Annotated in this window: 21 protein-coding genes and 2 pseudogenes; 8 read left to right on the top strand and 15 right to left on the bottom strand. The window is 34.9% G+C overall.

Annotation, left to right across the window (positions count from 1 at the left end; all coding sequences use genetic code 11):
- Positions 1–112: 112 nt before the first annotated feature.
- Together ABH961_RS00215 and ABH961_RS00210 are read right to left on the bottom strand one after the other, a co-directional pair.
- The gene (locus ABH961_RS00215) at positions 113–697 is read right to left on the bottom strand and encodes a CGNR zinc finger domain-containing protein (protein ID WP_098080454.1); all 585 of its coding nucleotides are present in this window, start codon (positions 695–697) and stop codon (positions 113–115) included.
- Positions 698–1,361: 664 nt separating this feature from the next.
- A complete protein-coding gene (locus ABH961_RS00210) occupies positions 1,362–1,607 on the bottom strand; it encodes a hypothetical protein (protein ID WP_141520089.1) in 246 nt (81 codons plus the stop codon).
- Positions 1,608–1,807: 200 nt separating this feature from the next.
- Here ABH961_RS00210 and ABH961_RS00205 point away from each other — a divergent pair, with 200 nt between their 5' ends.
- The 4 genes from ABH961_RS00205 (at position 1,808) to ABH961_RS00190 (ending at position 3,504) form a co-directional block, all read left to right on the top strand.
- Positions 1,808–1,933 carry a YjcZ family sporulation protein gene (locus ABH961_RS00205; protein WP_000540377.1) on the top strand — a complete coding sequence of 42 codons (126 nt, stop codon included), beginning with the start codon at positions 1,808–1,810 and terminating at the stop codon, positions 1,931–1,933.
- A 230-nt stretch (positions 1,934–2,163) separates the two neighbouring features.
- Entirely contained in the window at positions 2,164–2,505 is a 342-nt protein-coding gene (locus tag ABH961_RS00200) for a PadR family transcriptional regulator (RefSeq protein WP_098080458.1), read from the top strand.
- Positions 2,498–2,980 (top strand): hypothetical protein, encoded by a 483-nt coding sequence (locus tag ABH961_RS00195; RefSeq protein WP_098080460.1) that lies wholly within the window; start codon positions 2,498–2,500, stop codon positions 2,978–2,980. The genes ABH961_RS00200 and ABH961_RS00195 overlap by 8 nt, the downstream gene beginning before the upstream one ends.
- On the top strand, positions 2,977–3,504 hold the full coding sequence (locus ABH961_RS00190) for a permease (protein ID WP_141520090.1): 528 nt from the start codon (positions 2,977–2,979) through the stop codon (positions 3,502–3,504). The genes ABH961_RS00195 and ABH961_RS00190 overlap by 4 nt, the downstream gene beginning before the upstream one ends.
- Positions 3,505–3,546: 42 nt before the next feature.
- Here ABH961_RS00190 and ABH961_RS00185 read toward each other — a convergent pair whose 3' ends face one another.
- Positions 3,547–5,022, bottom strand: coding sequence for an MDR family MFS transporter (locus ABH961_RS00185; protein WP_098080465.1), 1,476 nt, complete (start codon positions 5,020–5,022; stop codon positions 3,547–3,549).
- Positions 5,023–5,164: 142 nt separating this feature from the next.
- On the opposite strand from ABH961_RS00185, the gene ABH961_RS00180 reads away from it, so the two are divergent.
- The gene (locus ABH961_RS00180) at positions 5,165–5,740 is read left to right on the top strand and encodes a TetR/AcrR family transcriptional regulator (protein ID WP_098068721.1); all 576 of its coding nucleotides are present in this window, start codon (positions 5,165–5,167) and stop codon (positions 5,738–5,740) included.
- A gap of 51 nt (positions 5,741–5,791) precedes the next feature.
- On the opposite strand, the pseudogene ABH961_RS00175 reads toward ABH961_RS00180, so the two are convergent.
- The 3 genes and pseudogenes from ABH961_RS00175 to ABH961_RS00165 all read right to left on the bottom strand — a co-directional run.
- A pseudogene (locus ABH961_RS00175) lies at positions 5,792–5,869 on the bottom strand (epimerase); the annotation flags it as partial.
- A gap of 2 nt (positions 5,870–5,871) precedes the next feature.
- Entirely contained in the window at positions 5,872–6,777 is a 906-nt protein-coding gene (locus ABH961_RS00170; RefSeq protein ID WP_098080467.1) for a hypothetical protein, read from the bottom strand.
- A gap of 40 nt (positions 6,778–6,817) precedes the next feature.
- Positions 6,818–7,057 (bottom strand): hypothetical protein, encoded by a 240-nt coding sequence (locus tag ABH961_RS00165; protein WP_098080469.1) that lies wholly within the window; start codon positions 7,055–7,057, stop codon positions 6,818–6,820.
- On the opposite strand from ABH961_RS00165, the gene ABH961_RS00160 reads away from it, so the two are divergent.
- Positions 7,056–7,328, top strand: a complete 273-nt coding sequence (locus ABH961_RS00160; RefSeq protein WP_255258505.1) for a TetR-like C-terminal domain-containing protein — start codon at positions 7,056–7,058, stop codon at positions 7,326–7,328. The genes ABH961_RS00165 and ABH961_RS00160 overlap by 2 nt on opposite strands.
- 170 nt (positions 7,329–7,498) lie before the next feature.
- Positions 7,499–8,386 carry a DMT family transporter gene (locus ABH961_RS00155; protein WP_098080471.1) on the top strand — a complete coding sequence of 296 codons (888 nt, stop codon included), beginning with the start codon at positions 7,499–7,501 and terminating at the stop codon, positions 8,384–8,386.
- A 199-nt stretch (positions 8,387–8,585) separates the two neighbouring features.
- Here ABH961_RS00155 and ABH961_RS00150 read toward each other — a convergent pair whose 3' ends face one another.
- Positions 8,586–9,353 carry a TSUP family transporter gene (locus tag ABH961_RS00150; RefSeq protein ID WP_098080473.1) on the bottom strand — a complete coding sequence of 256 codons (768 nt, stop codon included), beginning with the start codon at positions 9,351–9,353 and terminating at the stop codon, positions 8,586–8,588.
- A 265-nt stretch (positions 9,354–9,618) separates the two neighbouring features.
- Here ABH961_RS00150 and ABH961_RS00145 point away from each other — a divergent pair, with 265 nt between their 5' ends.
- Positions 9,619–10,404, top strand: coding sequence for a TrmB family transcriptional regulator (locus ABH961_RS00145; RefSeq protein ID WP_098080475.1), 786 nt, complete (start codon positions 9,619–9,621; stop codon positions 10,402–10,404).
- 91 nt (positions 10,405–10,495) lie between these two features.
- Here the strand turns inward: ABH961_RS00145 and dnaB are convergent, their stop codons facing one another.
- From dnaB to ABH961_RS00105, 8 genes and pseudogenes are all read right to left on the bottom strand, one after another.
- Positions 10,496–11,782: a replicative DNA helicase gene (dnaB, locus tag ABH961_RS00140; RefSeq protein ID WP_141520091.1), complete on the bottom strand. Its 1,287-nt coding sequence runs from the start codon at positions 11,780–11,782 to the stop codon at positions 10,496–10,498.
- Positions 11,779–12,642: a DnaD domain-containing protein gene (locus tag ABH961_RS00135; RefSeq protein WP_098080479.1), complete on the bottom strand. Its 864-nt coding sequence runs from the start codon at positions 12,640–12,642 to the stop codon at positions 11,779–11,781. The genes dnaB and ABH961_RS00135 overlap by 4 nt, the downstream gene beginning before the upstream one ends.
- A gap of 197 nt (positions 12,643–12,839) precedes the next feature.
- Positions 12,840–13,166 (bottom strand): nucleoside triphosphate pyrophosphohydrolase, encoded by a 327-nt coding sequence (locus ABH961_RS00130; protein WP_098080481.1) that lies wholly within the window; start codon positions 13,164–13,166, stop codon positions 12,840–12,842.
- A gap of 709 nt (positions 13,167–13,875) precedes the next feature.
- On the bottom strand, positions 13,876–16,266 hold the full coding sequence (locus tag ABH961_RS00125; RefSeq protein ID WP_061672088.1) for an ATP-binding protein: 2,391 nt from the start codon (positions 16,264–16,266) through the stop codon (positions 13,876–13,878).
- 126 nt (positions 16,267–16,392) lie between these two features.
- A pseudogene (locus ABH961_RS00120) lies at positions 16,393–16,713 on the bottom strand (PD-(D/E)XK nuclease family protein); the annotation flags it as partial.
- 26 nt (positions 16,714–16,739) lie between these two features.
- Complete coding sequence (locus tag ABH961_RS00115; RefSeq protein ID WP_141520093.1) at positions 16,740–19,184, bottom strand: restriction endonuclease-like protein; 2,445 nt, start codon at positions 19,182–19,184, stop codon at positions 16,740–16,742.
- Positions 19,159–21,696, bottom strand: coding sequence for an MrcB family domain-containing protein (locus tag ABH961_RS00110; RefSeq protein WP_098080485.1), 2,538 nt, complete (start codon positions 21,694–21,696; stop codon positions 19,159–19,161). Before ABH961_RS00110 ends, ABH961_RS00115 begins: the two co-directional genes overlap by 26 nt.
- A gap of 179 nt (positions 21,697–21,875) precedes the next feature.
- A complete protein-coding gene (locus ABH961_RS00105) occupies positions 21,876–24,863 on the bottom strand; it encodes a type I restriction endonuclease subunit R (RefSeq protein ID WP_098080487.1) in 2,988 nt (995 codons plus the stop codon).
- Positions 24,864–24,869: the final 6 nt, after the last annotated feature.

The raw sequence follows: 24,869 nt of genomic DNA, 5'->3' as shown, positions 1-24,869 counted from the left end.
CTCCTTTATTTACCAATAATTATATCCCGAACTAACTAACCAGTCAATGTTGATTCTAGAGGTTAGTTTAAAGACGCAGAAAAAAAAGAATCAACTGTTATAAGTTGATTCCCTAAACTTCTTCAGACTTTCGAACCTGAAATTTTGCTACCTTTTTTCGGTTCCCACATATTTTCATAGAACACCATTTTCGCTTTCCACTTTTATCTATAAATAATAAAACACAGTCAGGGTTTGAACATCTTTTAAGAGAAATAAGCTCATTTTCTGCTATTAACGTTAAAGCATCAAATGCAATTAACGATACAATTACATCCTCAATTTTTCCAACTGGAATAGGTACTAAACTCTGTTCAATAACTTTATATGTAAATGGTGCCTTCTCAATTTGTTTTTCTAAATACGTAATAAAATCATCAGAAATTTCGTGCTGATCCGCAATTGCCTCAAACTGTTTTCTCAGTAATTCTCTTAGCTCCAGTATGCTAGATGTAACTTGATTCATTCGCTTTTGAATCCCTATAAGTGTTTTTTCATTCCAGAAAGGAAGATTAACCTTTATTACATGTAGCCATTCTAATACATCTTCATCTGTTATTAATAAATCATAACGTTGTCCACGCCTAACTAACTCTGTATTCACTAAATCTAATGAGAGATTTCCAGATATAAGCGGGAATTGTTTTCTTTCCTGCATGTACTCATCACCTACTCTTTAAACAATCATATTCCAAATTAATACAGAAGTGCAACTTTTTTATAAACTACAAAGTATGAAGACCAAAACCTTTAGCCATAATTACGACTAAAGGCTTTTTTATATGTAAATAAAAAAGGAGCTGACTGTATGGAACATAATAAAAACGGAATGCTTGCTTTAACCGTTTTGTTTGTAGGACTAGCATTTTTTGTTATCGGCATGGTTTATCATTTATGGGGAACAGCTTAAAAATAAATAGTAATCCATTTAGAAGAAATTCAGATACAACATCCGGGTCTTCATCTCATTAAGCACCAATAATCTTTTTCCTAGTCATGAAACCCCTCATAATGCTTCAGGGGTTTCCACCTTAAAACAATTATAAAAAAAGGCCCCATCAATGGGGCGCTCAAAAAATAATATAAGTAAATGAATGAAAACAAATAACAGACAACTAAAATATATAAGATTAACATCACATAATCTATATATATGCAACATTACATAAAAAATCTTTATTATTACATGCTATACTAAAAAAGGAGTCGACAATCGTTATTTTCTTCTTATTTTTAAAGCAATATGGATATACCTTCTTAACTCATTTGGATTGTACAAGCAAAAGAAGACATCGTAATCGATGTCTTCTTTTCTTATATTTTTATGAATTCTTTTGAGCAGATGCTCTCCAAGCACGAAAAGATGTCGGGTGTCCAGAATGAGCTCTTTGCTTTGCAGCAGCAACAGCTGGTTTTTCTTCAATAGTCGCTGGTTTCTCTTCCACAATCGCTGATTTTTCTTCAAGAGTAGTCACAGCTGTTTGTATTTTTTCCAACTGCTCTTTTAAAGCTTGCTGTTCAATCTTTAAATCCGTAAGTAATCGTAAAATCATTTCAGAATTGGCCATAAAGATCCTCCTTCCCCCAATACACAGAATAAAATACAATATGTCATCAGCATAATACCCGTGACAAAAATAAGGTCGTCAACTCTTTTAAAATCTAAGCACTTTTTATTTTTCAAAAGGACCTGCTCAAGTTTATCCGTAAAAACATAAAGTAAATTAAATCCATTAATTAAATGGTCTATATGGAAGGAGGAGTTAATATGGGATATGGCGGTAGTTGTGGTGGAGGCTGTGGTTTCGGCGGCGGATTTGCTTTACTTGTTGTGCTCTTTATCTTATTAATCATCGTAGGAGCTAGTTGTTGGGGCGGCGGATTCGGCTGCTAAGGAGAGGCACTCTTGAGAGTGTCTTTTTTTGTGTTTTTTGATGTACAACCCTTCTCATTGGTAGTTTATCAACGTTAATAGTTACTGTCATAAGGAAATCGTATGATTTTAATTCCCCTCGAAATTCTCACATTTTAAAATTGACATAGCACTTCATGCACCATATACTGTTAACAACAGTATACTGTCATTAACAGTATTAATTCTAATTCATTCAAGGAGGTATATCCATGAAACATACAGGAAGACATACAGGTGCATTTCTTTTGTTATTTCTAGCTGAAGGAGATAACTATGGCGGGCAATTATTGCAAAAGTGCGAGGAAGAACTTCCAGTTAATCCAATCGATAGCGCCATTTTATATCGTACGCTAAAAAAGTTAGAAAACGAAGGTGCGATTGAATCTTACGTAAGTACAGATCATCAAGACAAACCGAGAAAGATGTACAAAATTACGCCTGCTGGAAAGGAACAATTGGCAGATTTCCAAATGGATATTGAAGAAAAAATGAAGAACTTATCCTTTTTCCTGGGCAAATATAAGGACTTAAAGGATTCCGACCATGATTAATGGCGTGATTCTTTACACTTTAGCCATTATTCTTACGGGGATTTCTTTTATGAAGGACCGCAATAAAACGAAAAGAGCTCTAATGAAGTCGTGGAAAATGTTTCGCAATCTTCTACCTGCGATGCTTTCCATCATGCTTTTCGTTGGCTTATCGCTTTCTATATTAACACCGTCTTTCATCTCTTCTATTATTGGGGAGCAATCTGGAGTTCTCGGCATTGTTTATTCAGCGCTACTCGGCTCCGTTGCACTTATTCCAAGCTTCGTCGTATTTCCACTTGGCAATACATTAGTCCAACATGGCGCAGGCCTTCCTCAAGTTGCGGCACTTATGTCTACACTTATGTCAGTAGGAATTACAACCTTACCGATGGAACAAAAAATATTCGGACGAAGCTTTGCTTACGCACGTAATGCGTCTGCATTACTCATGTCCCTCCTATTCTCCTATATCATTTGGGTGGTGATGGTATGAAAGAACTAAAAAGATACCGTTTCTTTTTCATCTTACTACTGGGGCTCTTTGTATTAACTTTTATAAATCAATCTTTAGGATGGAGCGCATTACAATTAACAGGAAATAGCATTTTAGATATGCTGTTTCTACTCCCGCCTGTCCTACTATTTGTAGGATTACTTGATCAATGGGTGAAGAAAGAAACGCTCATGAAATATATGGGCGAAAAATCCGGCATATACGGAATCTTACTCTCTCTATTATTAGGCGGCATTGCAGCTGGTCCTCTCTACGTTGCCTTCCCAATTGCAGCACTCCTATTAAATAAAGGCGCAAGCATTCGGTACATCGTATTTTTCTTAGGCGTTTGGACAACTGCGAAATTGCCAATTCTCGTGTATGAATTTTCTTCATTTGGCACTACCTTTACACTTATTCATGTTAGTTTCGGTTTAGTGTTCTTTTATGTAATGGGGCTTATTTTTGAGAGGTTTTATGATCAGGGGCAGTTGCTACGGTATGATGTTACAAAAGACATGTAAAAAGACACCTTTCCTAGAAAAGATGTCTTTTTTATATAAACCTTAATTTTCGTTCTGTAAAATCCCCTTTACTTCTACTCCCTCTTTCTCTTCTTTTAAAAACAACGATACGATAAACGCAACAATGATAAAGATTAATCCTAGTGTAAACGCACCTTGGAATCCTGATGTTAAACCGTTCAACTTCTCCACTGGGTCCAGTGGATTTGCGGAGCTTTCCATATAGCTAGTTGTTCCTGAAGACATTTTCGAAATAAAGATAGCTGTACCAATTGCGCCAGCTACTTGTTGCAACGTACTAAATAGTGCTGTTCCGTGCGGATATAAATCTGGTGTTAATTGATTTAAACCGTATGTTTGTGCTGTCATGACAAACATAAGTCCAACCATTAATACGCTATGCATGACAATAATTTGTACTATTGATGTATCAGGAGTAATGCCTTTAAATAAGAACATTGCTATCCCTACTAACACGATACCGGGAACGATAATAACTTTCGGACTAAATTTATCAAATAGTTTACCTGCGATTGGTCCCATTATGGCGCTAATAACACTTCCCGGAAGCATGATGATTCCTGATTTAAAAGCTGTAACGAGTAAAACTGTTTGCAGGAACATCGGTAATAAAGTCATCGTTGAAAATAACGACATCATCACAATGACAATTAATCCAACTGATATTGTAAACATCGGAACTTTAAATGCGCGTAATTCTAAAATTGGATTCTCAATTTTCAATTGTCGAACGACAAACATACATAATGAGATAAGCCCAACAAGTAAAGTGCCATACACTTTCCCATCAGACCATCCTAAATCACCTGATGCACTAAAGCTATACACAAGCCCACCAAATCCTAATGTCGATAAAAGGATAGATGGATAATCTACTTTTGGCCTTGTTAACTCTGAAACATTTTGAATGTACTTCATCCCAATCATAATTGAAATGATCACGATCGGAATAACAATGTAGAATAACCAGCGCCAATTGAGTGAGTCTACGATTACTCCAGATAATGTAGGTCCAATTGCTGGAGCTGCCATCATCACAAGTGCGATTAATCCCATTGTCGCACCCCGTTTTTCAGGCGGACAAATAATTAAAATCGTATTCATTAATAACGGTGTAATTAATCCCGTCGCTACAGCTTGGACGATACGGCCAACTAATAAAATGGAAAATTTCGGTGCGAATCCCGCAATTAATGTACCAGCTAAAAACGTTACCATAGCGATCAAAAACATTTGTCTCGTTGTGAGCCATTGCTGAAGTAACGCTGTAATTGGGACTAAAACCCCAACTACCAACATGTAAGCTGTAGAAAGCCATTGAATCGTTGAAGCTGTTACGTCAAATTCTTTCATTAATACAGTTAACGCATTACCAAGTAATGTTTCGTTTAATAATGCAACCATTACCCCTAAAAGTAATGCAATTAAAATGGGGGTATGTTTCATATTAGAAGTATCAACTTTGCCACTTGCAGGGCTCTTAGTTGTCATATTCATTTGCAAATTCTCCTCCTGTTTCTTACTTAAAAAGCTTTAAATAAACCGGAACACATGTAATATAATATACATATGTAGATTAAAAAGGGAGAATCAATTTTCAGCCACTGTATATTTAATCTACAAAAAAGGAGAATTGTAGATGAACGATAGTGAAAAACAACTTGATTTACGTATTAGACGTACACACAAATTACTGTGGGATTCCTTATTTGAATTAATGACGCAATCAAAACAGAAATATAGTACCATCACGATTAACCAAATTTGTGATCGTGCAATGGTACACCGAACAACCTTTTATAAACACTTTGAAGATAAAGATGCTTTATTAGCATTTGGATTTAAACGATACAGCAAGATGATTGCGGGAATACCGGTTTCAGATCGATTAAGTAAACCATTTCAAGTAATGGAACAATTTCTACACCATGAAGAAATCGGTAAAATATTAGAGACGCAAATGTCTGATGAACAATTTCTTAGCCGGACACAGTATTTAAGTCACGAAACGAGAAAACAAGAAATAGAAGCGTTAAATCAACTTTGCAAAAATCATACGATGCCAAATGATTTAATCATTGAATTTTATTCAGGGGCAATCACCTCATTAAGCGCATGGTGGTTTAAAAATGAAAGAAGCGTTTCTGCGGCTGAAATGGACAGGTATCTCCACCAACTTATTAATCGGGAGATTTTTCAGTTTGAAGAGGAATAACTTCCCCATCAAAAAAAACGCCTATATGAAATAGGCGTTTTTTTGTACATACTACATACCAACTTTCTTCAAATCCGAACTTTCAATAATCGAATGGGAATATCCATCTTTCCCAACTCGCACCATCGCATCTATCTACCTTTAAATACAAAATCAGTCGTTATGTAAATTAACATTAACCACAATAAACTTAATATAAAATTTTCAGCTGTAAAAAGGTGGAATAGACCACCTTTAAACTTTTTTGAAGCATTCTCTGCCTCTTGAATTTCCTCAAAGTAGGTCAGTAAAAAATAAATATCCTCCCCTAATTCTTTAAAAATCAAAGCAAATTCTTCAGGTGAAAATATAGCATTAGTAGTATTTAAAGGGACATTAAAGTCCATAGGAGTGGTAAAAACCCCTGATTGCAAAGTATCTTCTACTTTAAATAATCTTTCTCTTAAATCCTCAGGAATTACTGATATGTATTTTGTTATAAATGAGTCCATATCCTTAGAATTTTTAACTTTGAAATACTTTGTATATGTTTGGACAGTCCATCCAACCTCTTTGAACATTTCCAAAATGTTATTTGTTTGTACTGTAGAATCAAATTCTAATACCTTTACATTTTCACTTAAAAAATTGGATTTCACATGAGTTTTTATATTGGTATGTAAATTTAAGACCTGTTCTTTAACATCCTCAATATTGTTGATGTCCCCTTTTGTTTCACATGGTTTTTTTGTTATGAAATTAATATAGTCTTTAGCTAATTCCATCACCATTTTCTCATATCTTTTCCCTAGCATTTTATATACTTTATTTTTCGCTCTCTTCTCTTCATTCTTTTGCAATAAGTAAGTAATAAAATAAGACCCAATAAGGATAAATAAGCTATCAATTATAATGCTTGGAATTAATGAAAGCCAGAAGCCTTCTGTTAGTCCAGTTCTATAATACTGAATTATCAGCATTACTATAGATAAAGCAATAACAAAAATCCAAATTACTATATGCTCTTTTAATGTCATTAACTTTTTAAATTTCTTCATTTCTTAACCACCTCCTTAATTTATGAAAATTATACCATTTTCATAAACTAAATAGATATAAATGGTGGTTCATTCTTTCCCTAGTAATTAATTTAATAAAACAAATAAATTGATACTGCACAATTCCATAATTACCTTTTAAATAAATAGCAGAGTGAGGACTTACAGCTTGAATTTCACGAACAACTGCCAGTGGGAAACGTAAACGATTTTCTAAAGAATCACCCCCACTTTCGCAGCTAAGCTTTAGAGAAGCATGCATCGCCTGGTTCGAAAACATGGAACAGCACTACTTCTTCTTTTCAACAATGCTAGCAGGAAAAGGAGCTTCCGCTTTCCGCAAACACTTCTTCGACTACATCATCGAACAAATAAAAGATGACATAGATATTAAAGAAGGTGTAAACAAAGGATTTAGTGAAGACATGATTATTACATTCTTCGGATACGCTAGCGTAGGAGTCGTAGAAACATACTTCATGAAGGGACTTCCTGATCCGCCGGAGGTTGTCGCAGAGCAGCTTGGATTATTATTAAATCGGAACTTTTAAACGAAAAGAGGCTATTGTATGCACCGATTGGACCGGATTATACAGTAGCCTTTTTCTTATGGAGTAAAACGTCGATAAATTTAAGTTACAAATATTCAGAATTAATATTAAAATAAAAATGGGGATAGGGGTATGGGATTCTAAAATTTATACATAACGAGGGAATAGAAATGAAACTACAATTAAAAGCGGATTTAGGGCTACTACTAGTTACATTCTTTTGGGGTGCATCCATCTTACTTACAAAGTTTGGACTCGAAGGCATAGAAGAATACAATTTAATCGCATTACGATTTATTATTGCCTTTCTTTTATCAGGTTTAATATTTTACAAACATTTATTCAAAATCGATTTTAAAACGGTAAAATATGCATTTATACTCGCTTCTGTTTTATTTATCGTTTACATTTTCGCGACATTCGGCACAAAGTATACGAGTGTTTCTAATGCTGGTTTCTTACTATGTCTCACAGTCATTTTCATTCCGATATTATCAGCTATATTTTTAAAACACATTCCGGAAAAGAAAGTGATAGTAGGAATCTTTTTAACGATAATAGGAATCGGCTTATTAACATTAACGAGCGAATTCAAGATCGGTAATGGCGATATATTTTGCATATTGTCTGCCTTATTTTATGCCATTCACGTCATCATTACTGGTAGCGTAACAAAACATGTGAACTCCATTGCACTTGGAGTCATACAACTCGGTTTCGTCGGCCTATTTAGTCTTATTTTTTCATTCATTATCGAAACGCCAAAACTGCCTAGCACAACCAACTCATGGCTCATCATCCTAGCCTTAAGCATATTTTGCACCGCAATCGCTTTCATCGTGCAAGTAATCGCCCAGCAATACACGACGCCTACACATACCGGACTTATCTTTTCATTAGAACCTGTCTTTTCCGCAGGCTTTGCTTTCGTTTTCACTGGTGAAACACTTACTGGGAAAGGATACTTAGGGGCGACACTTATATTAGTGAGTGTTTTGATTGCTGAGGTGGATTTTAAGAGTTTGTTGAGTCCTAATTATAAGAAGAATATAGAGTAAACATTTCACTATGATCAATAAACATACCCTAGAAAAATATGAGTTTATATTATTTTCATGCTCTTCACTTAGATTTTCTTTTTCGATGCTATCTTCAAACAAGGTAGCATCGAAAAAATGTTAAAAGGAATTTCTCCTTAGTATCTTCTTATACTTGATGTAGTTTACATATTTGACCTTTTCTACGTTCTTTGATTACTTACTGAATAAAGTCATACAGATTTTTCGCTAACAATAAACAAGTTACTGTAATGAAAAGAGCACGAACATACCCACTTCCTTTTTTTATAGCAAACTTAGAGCCAACGACTCCTCCAGCAATTTGAGCAATCCCCATTATAAAACCATATGCATAGTTTACTTGCCCCACATACATAAATATCAACAATGCACCAACATTACTTCCTAAATTAAGAAACTTCGCATTACCTGCTGCTTTTAAAAAATCATACCCAATAAATAAAAGAGCGAACATTAAAAACGAACCTGTGCCAGGACCTAGAAATCCATCATAAAAACCAATAGCAAAAATAAAAAAGGTAAAAATAATGACGTGTCGACCAGATAATTTCTTATGAGTAGAAATACTACCCCAATCCTTTTTAAATATCGTATAAATAGCGACTGCACCAAGCATTACCAACATCAATGGCTTCAGTACTTCTGGGTTCATTAAATGAACGGTCCATGCACCTACTATAGAGCCTATGAAAGTGATTGGAAATAATTTAAAAGCCGATTTCAAATCAAGATTACCAGAACGATAAAACACAATATTACTAGTTGCACTCCCCATTGTTGATGCTAGTTTATTAGTCGCTACTGCACTTGCTGGATTCAGCCCTGTAAATAATAAAGCTGGTAAGGCAATCAATCCACCACCACCTACAACTGAATCAATAAATGCAGCCACAAACCCAAAAACAATCAAAATAATTAATATAGATGGGTCTAAATAAAAATCCATACTAGTAGCCTCCCCTTTAGTCACTATTGTAATAGTAACTATCAATTTGCTAAATGTAAAGAGTTATTGTAACGTTGAAATATAAAGTGAAACTTTAATCAGTGAGGGGTTTTGTTCATCCCCCACTGATTATCAGCCCTCACCAATCGGGCTTTTACGGGCAGCCCGACCCCCACCTAACTTCTTTGCTTCCGCTGAATTTTGAGGTGGGGTCTTACTGCCCGGCAAATAGCGGGATAAAAGCAAACATCGGAGGACGAAAAAAGTGGACTACATAGTACAACAGCTTAAAAAAATTGGTTTTAATGAATATGAAGCTAAATCTTATGTATCTCTTGTTAAACAGGGGCCTGTCACAGCCTACCAAGTGAGTAAGGATTCAGGTGTCCCAAGAGCGCGAATTTATGAGATTTTAGGTAACCTTGTAGAGAAAGGAATTGTCATGAAGGAAGAAATAAATGACACCACTCGCTATTCACCTCTACCTGTTGAAATCTTTTTACAAAAGGCTCAATCAGAATGGCAGTCTACGTATGAAGGAATCAGTGATTCATTAAAAAAACTAGAAACTTCCGAGGAAAAAACGGATAATCGAGTGATTACTTTAAAAGACAAAAAAACAATCATTAGCTATTGTCAGACATTAATAAAAAAAGCAGAAAAACGTATTGTCATTTCAATGTGGGATGAGATGTATGAAGCGTTAAAAGAGGAACTATCTGCGGTCGCTGATAAAGTTACAGTACAAGGTATTACCCTACATGTTGAAAATCCAATTAAAAATCTAGAAGCCCATCGTATCACACCCTATACAGAAACTCGCTCTACAGAACATTGGTTTATTTTATCCATAGATTCTAAAGAGATGATTTATGGACCATCACTTGAAGAGCGTAATGTTGCTTTTTATACAGATGACCCGGTTCATATATACCTATTAGAGGATTATGTATGGCATGATGTATTAGTGAACCGACTTGTCCGACGTAGCCAAGACGATTTGCAGCAATGGATCACTGCAGAGAGAAAATCCTTCTTTATGGGAAAGTAAGAAGGATATTGAAAGAATCAAAGAATAAAGCATAAGTTAATGAAATGAAAAACTTATGCTTTATTTGCAAAGTCATACTCAAGTCTTTCAACTATTTCCCCTCTACAAACCGACCAAACTCCTTCAAAAACCTCAATTTAAAACTCCCCACAAGCCCATTCCGATGCTTCGCCACATGAATCTCCGTCATCTCTTTCTGCACCGTTTCCTTATCATAATAATCTTCACGGTACATAAGCATAATGACATCCGCATCTTGCTCAATTTGTCCTGTCTCTCTTAAATCAGATAAAAGAGGGCGCTTATCTTGCCGTGCTTCTACTGAACGAGATAATTGCGATAATGCTACTACACAAACATTTAATTCACGCGCTAATACTTTAAGCTTACGAGAAATTTCACTAATCTCTTGAAATCGATTGCCCTTATGCTTCGGATCGCCCGTAATAAGCTGCAAGTAATCTACAATAACTAAAACCTTCTTATCACCGTGCTTCCTCTTTAACTTACGCGTTTGCATCCAAATATCTTGCACCGAAATGCCGGCGTTATCGTAAATCTCAAATGGTAATTCCCCGATTTCCGCAAACGCCTTACTCACCTTTTCCCAGTCCTCTATCGCAAAACGATGCTTCGGATTTTTCAGCCTACCCCCTGACACCTCGCCCACGCAAGACGCCATCCTTTTTAACAATTGCTTACTACTCATCTCTAACGAAAACAATCCTACCGCCGCTCCAGACTTCGCCGCATGCAGTCCAACATTTAGCGCAAACGCAGTCTTCCCCATAGAAGGACGCGCACCAAGAACGACAAAATCACCTTCCTGCAATCCGCACGTCATTTTATTTAGCGATGTATAACCAGTCTCAATACCCGTAATCTCTTTCGCATCTTGATGAAGCTCTTCATATAAATCAACTAGCGCATCCTTCAAATCAAACTCACATACACAGTCCTTTTCCTCTAACTCACAAAGTGCCGTAATCGTCTCACCAATAATTTTCTCACTCTTCTCCGCAATAAGGCGCTCTCCCATCTTGTGCCCGAGAACACCCGCCTGATACATTTTCCAGGCACCTCGAACAAGCCCCTCATAATAAGAGAAGTTGGCAATTGTCGGCACACCATCCATTAATCCTATAAAATACTCCATTCCCCCGATCCCCTCTAAAAACTTCGGATCCACCCTAGAAATGAACGTCACAAGATCAATCGGTTGCCCCTCTTCTTCCATTTTTCGCATTAACTGAAATATAGACTTATGCACTGACAGAGAAAAATACTGCTCCGTCAAACGGCACTCCTTAATAAGCTCTCCATCAAGTAATAGAGAACCTAACACCGTCTTTTCCGCCTCCACATTTTGAATACTCATGGCCGCCACCCGCGCTCCGCTAAAAAGCGCTGCAACTCTTCCTCAGATGGCGCATTCTTCTCCCACTCCTCACACCTCCCCAAAAACTCCTCCGTCTCCACCGTACTAACAGACGACTCCTTCTTCCTAAAGCTCGCCGTATCTGCCTCAACTTCACATACTTTCGTAAATCCTTTCCCGTGCCACCCTCTCAAAATGCCCTTCACATAAGCAACCGTCCGCTTATTATTCTCAAACGCAATTTGAAGAGCCTTCAGCACAAGCTCCTCTGACAAATCTTCCATCCACGCACTCAGTTCCTCTACCGTATGAGGGGACAAACTACCGAAATGCTGCTCATAAAAAGAAAACACGCGACTTCCCGTTTCTTCCTCTATAACCTCTTCTTCCGCCTCTGTCTCCTCACAAACCGGCTCAACATCATCCACAGCCAAATCACTCGGCATACCGAAATGCGCTAAAAGCATCGGAACATTCAGCTCCTCCTCTACGCACTTCTGAAGAAACATATGTACAAACTCCTTATTCTTCACACCCTTAAGCTCACGAAGCACACACTTCTCCACATTCGTATTCGTCACCGGATTATAACGAAGCCAATTCAAAACGAATAACTCTCGTGTATCCGCATCATAAAGAATCTTCCCATAATCAATGAAGCGTTGCACAAGCTTATCAACAGTCTCCCGATTATAACCCGTCTCCATCTCCGCTAACCGCTTCGGAAAAGGAAAAATCCCACACTGCGTCGTCTTCGAACAAGTTAACAAATACACATAAAAATACCGCTCCTCCGGCGTCAAATCCAAAACAAAATCATCCTGCCAAAAATTCACCTGCACAGTACGATACACCGCCATCCTAATTCCTCCCGTCCTAATTCAAAAATGAAAATTTCCTCTTTGTACTATATATAGGAAGGAGGGCCGGTTTTTTGGCGTGTTATTTCAAAATTTTTTTCGACGCCTACTACGGTGTTTGTTGGTGTTTTTGTTTTGTTATGTTTTTTCTTAGTGATTTATTACTTGGTAGGGGCTTGCAAGGGGCTTAGGAGGGGCTAGTTATCGGTTACTTCGATTAGAAACACTCGATCTGAAAAGCCACCTCGTTCTTCTGCTTTCTTTTTACGGATTTTATCTATTTCTTCTAGTGTCGTGCATTCGTATTCGGCTAGGGCATTTATTAGTTCTAGTAGGTCGGATAGTTCTTCTAGTTTATGAGGTTTTGTTTTTGCTTCTAGATATTCGGTTAGTTCTTCTTGTGTTTTTTTGCAGATTTCTTTTATGTATTCATCTTCGTTTAGGATTCTTGTTGTGGGTGTTTTTCCGTTGGATTTTATTATTTGTGGAATTTTGTTTCGGATTAGTTTGTTGTATGTTGGCATGGGATTTTCCCTCCGTTTGGTTTTTCTTCTATACTTCAGATTTTTTCTGACTGATTTTACAGTGAAAAAACCATAATAAACCTAGAAATTATTTCAGTGACTACACCTGTAAACGTTGACATATCCATTAAACCTTTTATTATATTTATATTCATATTTATCCTCCCTCTAAATGTTGATTCATCCAACCTGAATACTTTTAATCTAATTTTTAATTATCAAATATATTATTGAATAGTAAGTCATTCAAAGGCGAACAAAGCTATTTCCTTTGTTCGCCTTTTGGATGTTTCATTATCATTAGAAATCATTCATATTTCACTAACAGATTGGGTACTATAAGTTTTTTATTACATATTTTGAAACGTAACTCTAAAACAAATAACAATATATACCACTTCAACTAGATACGATTTCAATTCAAACTGATTTTCAGTTGATACAGACATATATTAAATAAAGATTAAGCTTTAAAAATTTGCAAATAAAAAGCTGACTAAATAGTAAAATCACTACTACTAAGCCAGCTAAATTGAAATATATTTTCAAACCATTTCTTCATCTCTCTTATACAATTACTAGCAATATAACTTATCTTCAAGTAAATATAATTAAGTTCAGTTTACCATTATTTATACGGTTCGCCGTAACTGGTGTAAGTATGTTTTTTAAGTAACTATTTTCTTATTAAGAATATAAAATTTTATACCTATTCCATCATTCCCCTACAATATTCTGATTGTTCCTTACCTCCAGGGCAACAATGTCCAAATTCTGGACATCTACATTCTTCTAACTCTATATCTGGTTCGTCAGGTGCATCTTCTGGAATTCCAGTTGCTATCTCATCTAAAAATCGATTCCTTAATTCCTCTGGTTTGTCATCATAAGCACCTTTTAAAAACATATCTTTTAGAAAAATAATTCTGTCTTCATAATCTTTTTTAGTCAATGGAGGTAAAGGCATGTGTTCAATACAGTGTTCCCAAGGACAGGTTAAACCTTGAATATCAAATGCACTATTAATTTGATACACTTCAATGTATCCCAAATGATTTGAAATACCTCTCGATAAACATAAATAACTTAGAAAACAAGAATCAAAAAAGTCGAAATTTTTTAGGTTATATTTTTTAGTTGTGTTCAAATTTCCATTTGGTTCTTCTAAGTTTCTTTCTATTAATTTTTCATCTAATAGATATTCAATAATTTCATAACTAGATTTCAAATCAGAATCATTAAATGCAAAAGGGAATCCAAATCGTTTTATAGCCCACATTGCGTCCAAACTATCATCGTTCATATGCAATAAAATAGAACATTTCGGAGATATAGTACTACTATTTTTCAAAAATTCAAGATGATATCCCCATTTAAATATATCTTCATATAGAACTTTACCTTTTTTATCAAATTGCTGCTCCATATAAGCTTTGTAATATTTGGCCAAAATTGTATGTAATTCTTCTTTTTTCACTAATGTTAAAATGTCCATAAGCAAACTTTTAATTGAATCATGAATATCATAATATCCATTTTTATGAAAAACGAGGTTCTTTTTCTTTAGATTTTCAAGGAGATATTTGGGATTTACAGATGAATTTATTACTTGTTTAACTTCTTCCTCTGTAAATGGATAATTAAATACCGATATTGATAAAGCAATATCTTGTTCTTCCTTTTCTAAAATTGAAAATACCCTATTAAATAAATATTCATGGGTGGACTCTATACTCAGCTTTTCCAATTGTGATAACTCATTTTTATTAATTTCATTACTAGATAATAACTGCTTAATAAAATTCACAGAAATAGGATATCCGCCGATTAGTTTATGGAAATAATAAATATCTTCCTCATTGTAATTATTATTTCTTCCTTTTAATATATCCAACGTATCCTCGAATGAAAATCCAGTTAAATGATATTCAAAAACTTTTTTTGTAATAAGATCAATTTTGGTATAAGAATTTAAGCCTTCAATTTTTGTAACAATCAAAGCGCCCTTCATTTCAATATTAATAATATTCTTAAATAAATCTTCGATAAAATCTACTACTTCTAAATTAGCTTTATCAATACTATCAATAAATAATAGTATTTCCTCTTTTGCTAAAATTTTTATAAGTGCTGGAATTCTCTCTGCTATTTCGCAAGAACTTATAATATTTGCTTCATCTATTAAACCATTACTATAAAGAAAACTCGAAATATTATCTAATATATTTGAAACTGTATACATCTTATTTAGCTCTAGCCAAAAGACTTTCTTTTTACTTCGGTAAAAACCTTCGGCAATTTTTGCCATTATTGTTGTTTTTCCAACTCCACTAATCCCTTTAATAACAATCTTTTTTATTTCTTTTATAGAACTAGTTATGTTATCAATTTCGTCTTTTCTACCTTGAAAATCGCTAATATCTGGAATATCTAACCAAGCTTTAACAGAAATTTTTAACCCTATTTTTTCCAGGTTTTTTTTAAAACATCCTATTTTGACAACTTTACATTCCTGCGAAAGTTGAAATACATATTCCCAAAGAGACCTGTAAACATTCTCTACTGAATCCGATAGTAAAAAACTAGTCGTTTTTAAAAGATTTATACACTTCTCTTTTATAACCATACCTGGTAATGAACTATCAACAGATGTATAGGATTGTGTTAAAATCGAAGTTTTCTTAATTAGCACTTTTAGTTTTTCTATAGTAAGGGGTTTCTTTAAAAACTTTTTTAACAAATCCTCATTAAGTTCTTCTCTGTTTAATAAACACTTTTTCAACTCTGCTACATCTCTATTACCTGGTCCGTCTGATATAAAAGTGAATTGTACCCCTTTATCATCTTTATTTAAAAATTTTATGAATATCTCCTTTAGTTCACTTGCTGTCCAATTATATCCTTCTGCTTTTTTCTTTATCTGTATGTACTCACTTGTCCCATCTTTTTTATATATATTCATATCTTCTTCAAGCTCTGTTAAACTTTCAAATTGGATACTGTCCACCATATCACATTCATTAAGTAATATTTCTAGTAATTTCAATACAGAGTATGAAACTTGATAATCTATGCCTCTTAAATTGTCTACACCACTCATTAAATCACTCCATTATATTTGATAGTTTTGTTATTAACATTACTTAATTATAACTAAGCGAGTATTAAAATCCCACGAATTTACATAATAATAAAAATACTTTTATATTATAAGGACATAGAAACTATTTTGATAATAACACTTTAATTGATTAGAATGTTCTGTTATATACATTTTATCTTCAATTAAAATAGCTTAATTATCGTTAATTTCAATAAGTATATCTAAACCTTTAAATTATTTTTTAATCTTAATTTCTTTAATAGCAGCTGGAAAGGTCTTTTTATGTAAATCATATATTCTTCTAATAAAGCCTATACTGGCTTCATATAAACATTCATCGGTTTCTTTATAGAGTGGGTTCGCCCACTCTGCTAACCAACAAATAAACGCATCTTGCGACAACTCACTTGTTCCATGTGAAAATAAATTTGGTCTCTTATTCATTCCCTAATCCCCTTTGTATCTAAACGTTATTCCCAAACATTTAACACCTCTAAAACTTCCCTAAACAACACCGAACCTCTCCCAACAACCAACTCCAAAGGAACTTCCTTCACTCGCCCATCTCTCCCCACCATAACAACCCCACTCTCATAATCAACCCAAATCTGAACATCCTGCACATAATAACTCTTAATAGAAGAAGCCTCATCTAAATTGCGATGATCCAGCTCAACCTTAACTTGCTTCGTAAAACGACGCAGCGTTTTCCAAAGAGTTCGTTCTTCTTTTGATTTCATAAATAGTTCTGGGAGTTCTTGCACTTCTTTTAATAACGACATAGTTGTTATTGTGTATGTTTGAATGCCATATCCTACTGGGCGGATGAGGTGGTCTAGTTTTTTCCATGGCTCTAGTTCGAAATGTACATATTCATTGTTTTGTTGCATTTGAATATTTTTGATTTTGGCTACGTATTGAATGCCACCTTTTTCTCCGTGCCATTTTTTCGGTGCATATAATGCTATGTACTTCGCTTCTTGCCATCCTGGTTTTAACTGTGTGGCTAACATCTGATATAAGCCATTTTTTCTATATGTTTCGTATTCAATTTCAGTTTTCACGCTGCCCACTAATACTTTTTCTTCTAGTGATGAATGCCATTCTTCTTTTGTTCCTCTTGGAAGGATGCCTTCTCTTATAATTTCTTCTGGGCTTTTTTCAATGAGATGGTCTAGAAATTGTTCGACTAGTCTTGTTGCGTTTGGTAAGAATGGAAAGCCACCGATATTTACTTTTTCGATACTTTTATAAAATGGATGGTTCTCATACGCTTCCTCTTGGTTCCATGGGAATAATACATACGCTCCGTAAGCTGTCCGCTCAAAAGGTCCATCTTGTTCCACAACTAATGCATCTCTGTAGCGGTGCATTGTATTAATGTCTTCTTCCATTGGGCCAGGAGTACCATACTTCCTTTTATAATGAGACCTTTCAGCAAAATCAATTCGGTATTTCGCATCAAAAATGTATTGATATTGATAGTTCTTTCCCTTTTTCTCAATAGCGAGCATCGTATCTGGCTTTTGTGTAACTGTTGGCAGTCTACCGTTTCTTTTCTGGAAATACAGTTCTATTATTTCACCAGTGACTGGATGCTTGAACGTTCTTTTTGCGGTTTTACTTTCATCTAACGTTACGTACAAACCATCTTGTTTAACTTGAATAACATCTTGATAGAGCGGTATATATTTCTTTGATAGAATTTGTCCGAGTTTTAAATATGTCCAGTATTCATATAATCTAGCAACATCTTTTACCGACATTTTGAAAATTTGTCCTCGTAATGTTAAACCTCGCGATAGCATTAAGAAGATTTGATATGCATCTCTATAGCCTGCAGCCATCTGGATAACGAGTGAAAAGACTGAGCGATCCAATTTTCCGATTTCTCTCCAAAATGGATCGTTCAATTCATTTTTCATTCGATACTTCATATCTTTCACACGTTCTAACAAATCTTCATCAGTTACACCACGTGTATATCTAGACTTCGGCTCTAATGCCTTAAGTAAATCATCTATTTTATGTACGACTCTTTGAATCATCCATTTAACAAATCGATTTTCTAACGTATCATAAGACACTTCCTTATAAGCTGTAATCCCTTTAGTCGGTATATAGTTTTCTCCTTGCAGCAAGTGTGGTCGCTTTCGCAAATAGTTCATTCCGACAGAATCCAATTTACGAATTTTTTCTCCTCGTACTAGTTGATGCCTAGTCATAAGCTTATGATGCGGTTGTCTTTTAATGTGAGAGATCGACTTCATAAAACGCTCAAAGGAATCATTTAAAATACGATAAAACTCACTCTTTGATGGATTGGTAGCGTAAATTGCAGATGCTCCTAAGTAAGTTCTCTTCAGTAAATGAAATGCTAAATTATAAATTTCATCATTTACTTCATCTAATAAGGCTCTGTAATCATCCTTATAATCAAGCTTTGCCGGGAAAACTTCAAATGTAACAGTTAATACAGTATCTTGATCATCTTTAATTTCAAACGTTGTATTTCCTACTTCATTTGGAAATGAAAGGTTCCCCATTAACACATAAAGCGACCCCATTTGAATAGAACTAACTTGCTTTCGAAAACCCGGATGTTCATGATAAAAAGAGAGCTGCCTGTTATTTTTCGGAACAACCACAAGCTGATAACTTCTATTTTCAAAAAAGATTGGTGGATGTTCGTTCCATTCATCTAGCCTCTGCAATCTCGCATCAAATACAGAAACGGATTCCGTCTTCCCATCTACATGAAAATACATCATTTCATCTGCGTTCATAGCTTGATATTCTTTTAAACTCTCATATTTTTCATGATAAGGATTTCCCTTAATCGTCAATGATAGCTCCTCTGTTTCAATCTTAACTAGTTCTATCTCATTATTAGATCCAGAAAGAGGTGAAACCATCATACTCGAACCTCCTTAACATATGAGACAGCTTGTTAGCTGAACGAGGATACTTAGCATATGAAGCATCACTATTGCCACTATCATATTCTTCATTTGCACATAATACATACAATTGCTTTAATACCTCTTCCGTTCTTCCATCACTTCCTGCAAGACGCGGTAAAATCTTTTGATATATTTGATAATCAAGCGCCTCATCGAACGATAATAACTTCCCTTGTTCGTTATATACCATATAAAAGCAAATTTCATCTCGTATACGATACCCAACTTGAGCTCCAACTGATTCAAGTATTTTATTTATTTTTATTAAAACGTTCGATATATTTCTCACAAGATCTTCGTTTTCTTTAAAACATTCTTTTAGATGAAGATACTCGGTTTCTAAAGAGCGATTTGAAGCAATTTCAGCTTCCTTCTCTTCTACATCCATTAAAAAATTAAAATAATCTAAGTTAACAGTATTAAACTCAATTGTATTCGCACGATCTAATACTTTCTTACTTAACGGATGTGTCGTTTCATCCATATTTACCGTTCCGATAATGTATACATTTGATGGAATCGTAATATGCTTATTCGTAATTAATTCTGGAAGTACTGGTGACGTAACAATCTTTCCATCTTTCCATTTACGACTTTCAATTACACTTAAAAAGTCACTAAAGTAGTACTCCACTCGAGCTAAGTTCATCTCGTCCAACACTACAAAATACGGCCGATTTGGATTTGCATCTGCAGCTTCAAGCACCTTAATTAACGGTCTTTCTTGAAACTCCCCTTGAAGATTCACATAGCCCAGCAAATCAGAACTATCACTCCAATCAGGTCGAACCGGAATAAGCGTAAATTGTCCATTCTCTTCCGTTGCCCCTAAACTCTCCGCAAACCACTGAACAATTTTCGTTTTCCCTGTACCTGAAATGCCTGATAAAATTACAAACGGCTTCGTCTTTAATGAAAGGAAGAAATTAATAAGATCCTTTTTCTCATAAAAGAAACCTTTACTTTGAATATAAGAAGACACATGATCGATAATGGATTGTTGATCTAAATACACTTCTTTCCTCTCATAGATCATTTCATATTTCGTTCCTTTCTCTTTATAAGATATGAATCCCTCATAATAGCGAAGCATTTCTTCTAGGTCCTCTACTAACTCTTTTTCACTTGGCATTTTATTAGCATCGTACGCAATATATGCAGCTGTTGAATTCGCATATCCTTTCGCTTTTGGGCTTGTCCCCAGGAAAATCTCATCATCTTTTTTCACTTTTTGGGACATATGTATTTGCTTGCGGATCTCTTCTTTAATTTTATCCAATTCATCTTTATCCGTTTTAGTTACCCCTTGTGCTATCGTTAAATATAATCGCTCCATATCTTCACTAAATAAATAAACGATATAATAACCACTCTGCGTAGATTTCGTAATGTCTTTATTCATGATCGCAAGCCACGGAACAGCAGCCCAATTTCCTTGTCCAACTGATCCTGTGACAACGTACTGACTATGATCAATAAATAGTAACCTCGTTATTTCCGTTGTCATCTCATTCCTAACAACCGATCCCATTTTATGACCCGCAAATCTTTCTGTTCTTGCCTGTAAATACTCATTCATAACCGTTAAAAACTTTTCACGTAAATTACTGTTCATACTACCGCCCTTTTCTCCAGCATCTTTTACATCTTGTTCAACAGGAATCCATTCATCATTAATTAATCCTACTTGTTCAAACCAATCTAGTAAGTTATTCGTACGCCGCTTCGCCATCGCTTCAACCATTAGATTATCCCCTAATGAATTCCTGACAATTGTCATTCCTAAATCAACTAAAGCTTCCTTTTTTTCATCTTTTGAGCAGTTCTTTAAAACTCCAAGAACAAATAAAGCATGACGGAAATATTCCTGTTTTAAAACTAGCTGTGCAATATAAGCATTCTTATCTTCCGACTGAACATATTCGTTTAATAGAAGCTTATTCATTTCATGAGATTTATTCAAAAATCCTAATAATCTCAAATCCTGACGTGCGTTTGACTTCACTCTATATAAATTCTCATCCGTTTGTTCATGTAACTTACTCGGATTATACGTACCATTCATTATCTCTTCTAAAAAGAGCATGACTTTATCATATTTTTCACTTGGTAAATTATCGGTTTGAAATTCTTTAAATGTAATAGCATTTTCTCCATTAATCTTTGTTACCTCTATGAAAGGTAGTTCCACAAATAGCGATACCAGGAAATTTGATCTCCCACCTGGATAAAGGTCAGGATTATTAATTATTCTATCATTTATAAAATCTTGCCAAACTCGTAGAACCTCATCAACAGTTACATTAAAATCCAATAATGTTCCTGCTTCTTTTTCTATTCCAAGTTTTCTTTCTACATATATTTCATTATCTTTTATCGTCATAAGCCAATTACTTTTATCACCAATACCATTCATAATTCGCTGTTTTGTTTTAATAAATTCGATAATTATTTTATCTAGCATCTTTATCCCCCGTAGCTACAATTAATTACAATTACTGTTATTTTATCAAACTATCTATAACAAACAAAATATCTGAATAAATGATATAACTTTTCCTATAAATCCATCCCAAAACAAAAAGAACCTCTTACCACCCACACTACAGGCACAATAAAAGGTTCCCCTATCTTCAAACAATATTACCCATTCACTTCCGAATAAACTTCATTCATCATATCTTCCATAATGAAGTTCTTAAATTCTTCATTCTCTAAAATCTTCATGAAGAACTTCTCATTACTACCCATACGATCAATAACAAAATTTATGAATGACTTTTCAAAAGCAAATTTGAAATTGTCTTTTGTGTTGTTTTTTGCTTTTTGTTGAATATCTTCACTGTTTAACATATCTTCTTTTACTTGGTCGCGTGAAAGAAAATCGGTTTCTGTAAACTCTGTACCGAAACGATCGTTTAGCTTATCTAGTATAGATGATAAACGAACTTTTTCATCTTCAACTACACCACCTGCGCCGTGTGAAGTTGGCTTTAAGTCTACGCCACCAGTTTGTTCTAACTCAATTCCACCTTCAAATACCTTCTGATTACGGTAATATTCTAGTGCAACATCATCAGCCATGTATACATCTTTATCTTTACTACTACGAGGTAACTTGCGTAATAAGTAATTTAAGTAGATATACAATTTGTGTAAATCAAGGTCAATGAATGTAGCAATCTGCAAAATGAATGCATACGTGCGGACAAATTTCGTCGCTGCTGCTTTAAACGCATCCTTTTCTTCCTCTTCCAGGGACTTAAAGCGATCTACTCCTCTATCAATCCAAGAGTTCAGCTCTGTTTGTGCCTTTGTCTGCTTTTTAAATCCGCCTTTAATCTCTAGCTCATTGACAACTTGTACTTCTTTTTCTGTAAAAATTTGATACGGTTCTAATTCCGCTTGCAGATCGTATAAAATGTTCGGATCTGTCACTTCTTCAAGACCTGTTGTTTCATAATACGGCTGGAATGAATCTTTTATATCCTCTGTATCATTAACGAAATCAAGTACAAACGTATCCTCTTTTCCTGGACAAGTACGATTTAAACGAGATAGTGTTTGAACTGCTTTAATCCCGCTTAACGGTTTATCAACATACATCGTATGTAGCAACGGTTCGTCAAATCCTGTTTGATACTTTTCAGCTACAAGCAACACTTTATACTCATCTGAATTGAACTTTTCAGGTAATTCCTTTTCACTGAATCCGTTCATATCCTGCTCTGAATATGGAATTTCATCGTCTTTAACAATACCCGAGAAAGCAACAACCGTTTTCAAATCTTCATAACCCATTTTATCTATATACTGATCAAAGGCAATTTTATAACGAACCGCATGAAGACGACTCGCTGTTACGACCATTGCTTTTGCACGACCACCAATTTTTTGACGAGTAAAATTACGATAATGTTCAATAATGATTTCCGTCTTTTGAGCAACGTTATGCGGATGCAGTGATACATATTGTGCAAGTTTTTTCGTTGCTTGTTTTTGTGACACTACCGGATCTTCATCAATCCTCTTGGCTATTTTATAAAATGTCTTATATGTAGTGTAATTACTTAAGACATCTAAAATAAAGCCTTCTTCAATAGCTTGTCGCATCGTATATTCATGGAATGCACGTGGCTTTCCATCTGTACCCATCGTCCCGAATTTTTCAATCGTCTTCGGCTTCGGTGTAGCAGTAAAAGCAAAGAAGGAAATATTATCTTGCTTTCCACTTTTCATAATCGTTTCAATGATTTGCTCATCTACATTGTCCAAATTTTCTTCCGCAACACGATCTTCTTCGTAAGCATCTTCTAACGTTTTATCTGATAAAATATTCGTTAATGCTGTCGAAGCTTTTCCCCCTTGTGAAGAGTGGGCTTCATCAATAATAACCGCATACCTTTTACGATCAAAATCAGACACCTTTTCCATAATGAACGGGAACTTTTGAAGTGTTGTAATGATAATACGGGTTTCACCAGTAATAGCTTGCGCTAGTTGATTTGAATCCTTATTAATGCGCTCAACCATACCTGATTTATGTTCTAACTGATACACCGCATCTTGTAATTGCTTATCTAAAACACGACGATCAGTAATAACAATAACACTACTAAATACTGCGTTATTTTCTTCATCATGCAACTTCGCTAAACGGTGCGATAACCAAGAAATAGAGTTCGTCTTCCCGCTCCCTGCACTATGTTGAATGAGATAATTTTGACCGACTGATTTTACTTGTACATCTTGCTCAAGTTTACGCACAACATCTAATTGATGAAAACGCGGGAAAATTAACATTTTACGCTCACCAATCAGTTCACCATTTGAATCTAAAATATCATCCTTCTTCACAAAAACGAAACGGAATAAAACATCTAGCAAGCTATCAGGAGCTAATATCTCTTCCCATAGATAATGAGTACGATAATTATTGTAAACAGTCGGATTTCCTTTTCCGCCGTTATTACCTTTATTAAATGGTAAGAAATACGTTTTCTCTTTTTTCAACTCAGTCGCCATAAACACTTCATCTGGATCAACCGCAAAATATACGACAACACGCTCATTAAATTTAAACAGTTGCTCTCTCGGATCTCGATCCGTCTTCAACTGCTTCATCGCATCCTCAACAGTTTGACCAGTCAATGGATTCTTCAGTTCCATTACAATAAGCGGCAAACCATTTATGAATAACACCATATCCAAGCTATTGTTATGCTTATCGCTATAAAACACTTGACGACTTACAGTAAATCTATTTTTACGATATAAATCATTCATTAACTGATTCATCGTAGTTGGTGGCTTATTATAAATAAGTTTTAATATTACACCACGGTCTTTAATTCCGTGGCGTAAACACTCCATTATTCCTTGCTTTTTCAACTGATCACAAATGCGATTGAGCATCTTCTGCTTATAATCTGCACCATATGATTTCTCTAACGCTCGAAGTTGCTTTGCCTGAGTCTCCTCTAAAAACGCAAACAATTCCTCAACATCAAGCCCATATTGTTTAAATAGTTGGCTTGCCTCTCCTTCAAGAGTCCGCTTCATATATCCATTTTCTATCAATGAATCTTCAATATTCGTCTCAAAGCCCTTTTCTGTTGCATCAACCGCCATATTATC

Source organism: Bacillus sp. RC251 (genome assembly GCF_044908765.1).
Classification (GTDB): domain Bacteria; phylum Bacillota; class Bacilli; order Bacillales; family Bacillaceae_G; genus Bacillus_A; species Bacillus_A wiedmannii.
The sequence above is the reverse complement of the archived record's forward strand: the minus strand, read 5'-3'. Positions and strand labels throughout refer to the sequence as shown.

Excerpts from the sequence above, each read along its gene's own strand:
- ABH961_RS00215 (WP_098080454.1), bottom strand. The coding sequence starts at position 697 with ATGCAGGAAAGAAAACAATTCCCGCTTATATCTGGAAATCTCTCATTA.
- ABH961_RS00210 (WP_141520089.1), bottom strand. The coding sequence starts at position 1,607 with ATGGCCAATTCTGAAATGATTTTACGATTACTTACGGATTTAAAGATT.
- ABH961_RS00205 (WP_000540377.1), top strand. The coding sequence starts at position 1,808 with ATGGGATATGGCGGTAGTTGTGGTGGAGGCTGTGGTTTCGGCGGCGGA.
- ABH961_RS00200 (WP_098080458.1), top strand. The coding sequence starts at position 2,164 with ATGAAACATACAGGAAGACATACAGGTGCATTTCTTTTGTTATTTCTA.
- ABH961_RS00195 (WP_098080460.1), top strand. The coding sequence starts at position 2,498 with ATGATTAATGGCGTGATTCTTTACACTTTAGCCATTATTCTTACGGGG.
- ABH961_RS00190 (WP_141520090.1), top strand. The coding sequence starts at position 2,977 with ATGAAAGAACTAAAAAGATACCGTTTCTTTTTCATCTTACTACTGGGG.
- ABH961_RS00185 (WP_098080465.1), bottom strand. The coding sequence starts at position 5,022 with ATGAATATGACAACTAAGAGCCCTGCAAGTGGCAAAGTTGATACTTCT.
- ABH961_RS00180 (WP_098068721.1), top strand. The coding sequence starts at position 5,165 with ATGAACGATAGTGAAAAACAACTTGATTTACGTATTAGACGTACACAC.
- ABH961_RS00170 (WP_098080467.1), bottom strand. The coding sequence starts at position 6,777 with ATGAAGAAATTTAAAAAGTTAATGACATTAAAAGAGCATATAGTAATT.
- ABH961_RS00160 (WP_255258505.1), top strand. The coding sequence starts at position 7,056 with ATGGAACAGCACTACTTCTTCTTTTCAACAATGCTAGCAGGAAAAGGA.
- ABH961_RS00165 (WP_098080469.1), bottom strand. The coding sequence starts at position 7,057 with ATGTTTTCGAACCAGGCGATGCATGCTTCTCTAAAGCTTAGCTGCGAA.
- ABH961_RS00155 (WP_098080471.1), top strand. The coding sequence starts at position 7,499 with ATGAAACTACAATTAAAAGCGGATTTAGGGCTACTACTAGTTACATTC.
- ABH961_RS00150 (WP_098080473.1), bottom strand. The coding sequence starts at position 9,353 with ATGGATTTTTATTTAGACCCATCTATATTAATTATTTTGATTGTTTTT.
- dnaB (WP_141520091.1), bottom strand. The coding sequence starts at position 11,782 with ATGAGTATTCAAAATGTGGAGGCGGAAAAGACGGTGTTAGGTTCTCTA.
- ABH961_RS00135 (WP_098080479.1), bottom strand. The coding sequence starts at position 12,642 with ATGGCGGTGTATCGTACTGTGCAGGTGAATTTTTGGCAGGATGATTTT.
- ABH961_RS00130 (WP_098080481.1), bottom strand. The coding sequence starts at position 13,166 with ATGCCAACATACAACAAACTAATCCGAAACAAAATTCCACAAATAATA.
- ABH961_RS00125 (WP_061672088.1), bottom strand. The coding sequence starts at position 16,266 with ATGAGTGGTGTAGACAATTTAAGAGGCATAGATTATCAAGTTTCATAC.
- ABH961_RS00115 (WP_141520093.1), bottom strand. The coding sequence starts at position 19,184 with ATGGTTTCACCTCTTTCTGGATCTAATAATGAGATAGAACTAGTTAAG.
- ABH961_RS00110 (WP_098080485.1), bottom strand. The coding sequence starts at position 21,696 with ATGCTAGATAAAATAATTATCGAATTTATTAAAACAAAACAGCGAATT.
- ABH961_RS00105 (WP_098080487.1), bottom strand. The coding sequence starts at position 24,863 with ATGGCGGTTGATGCAACAGAAAAGGGCTTTGAGACGAATATTGAAGAT.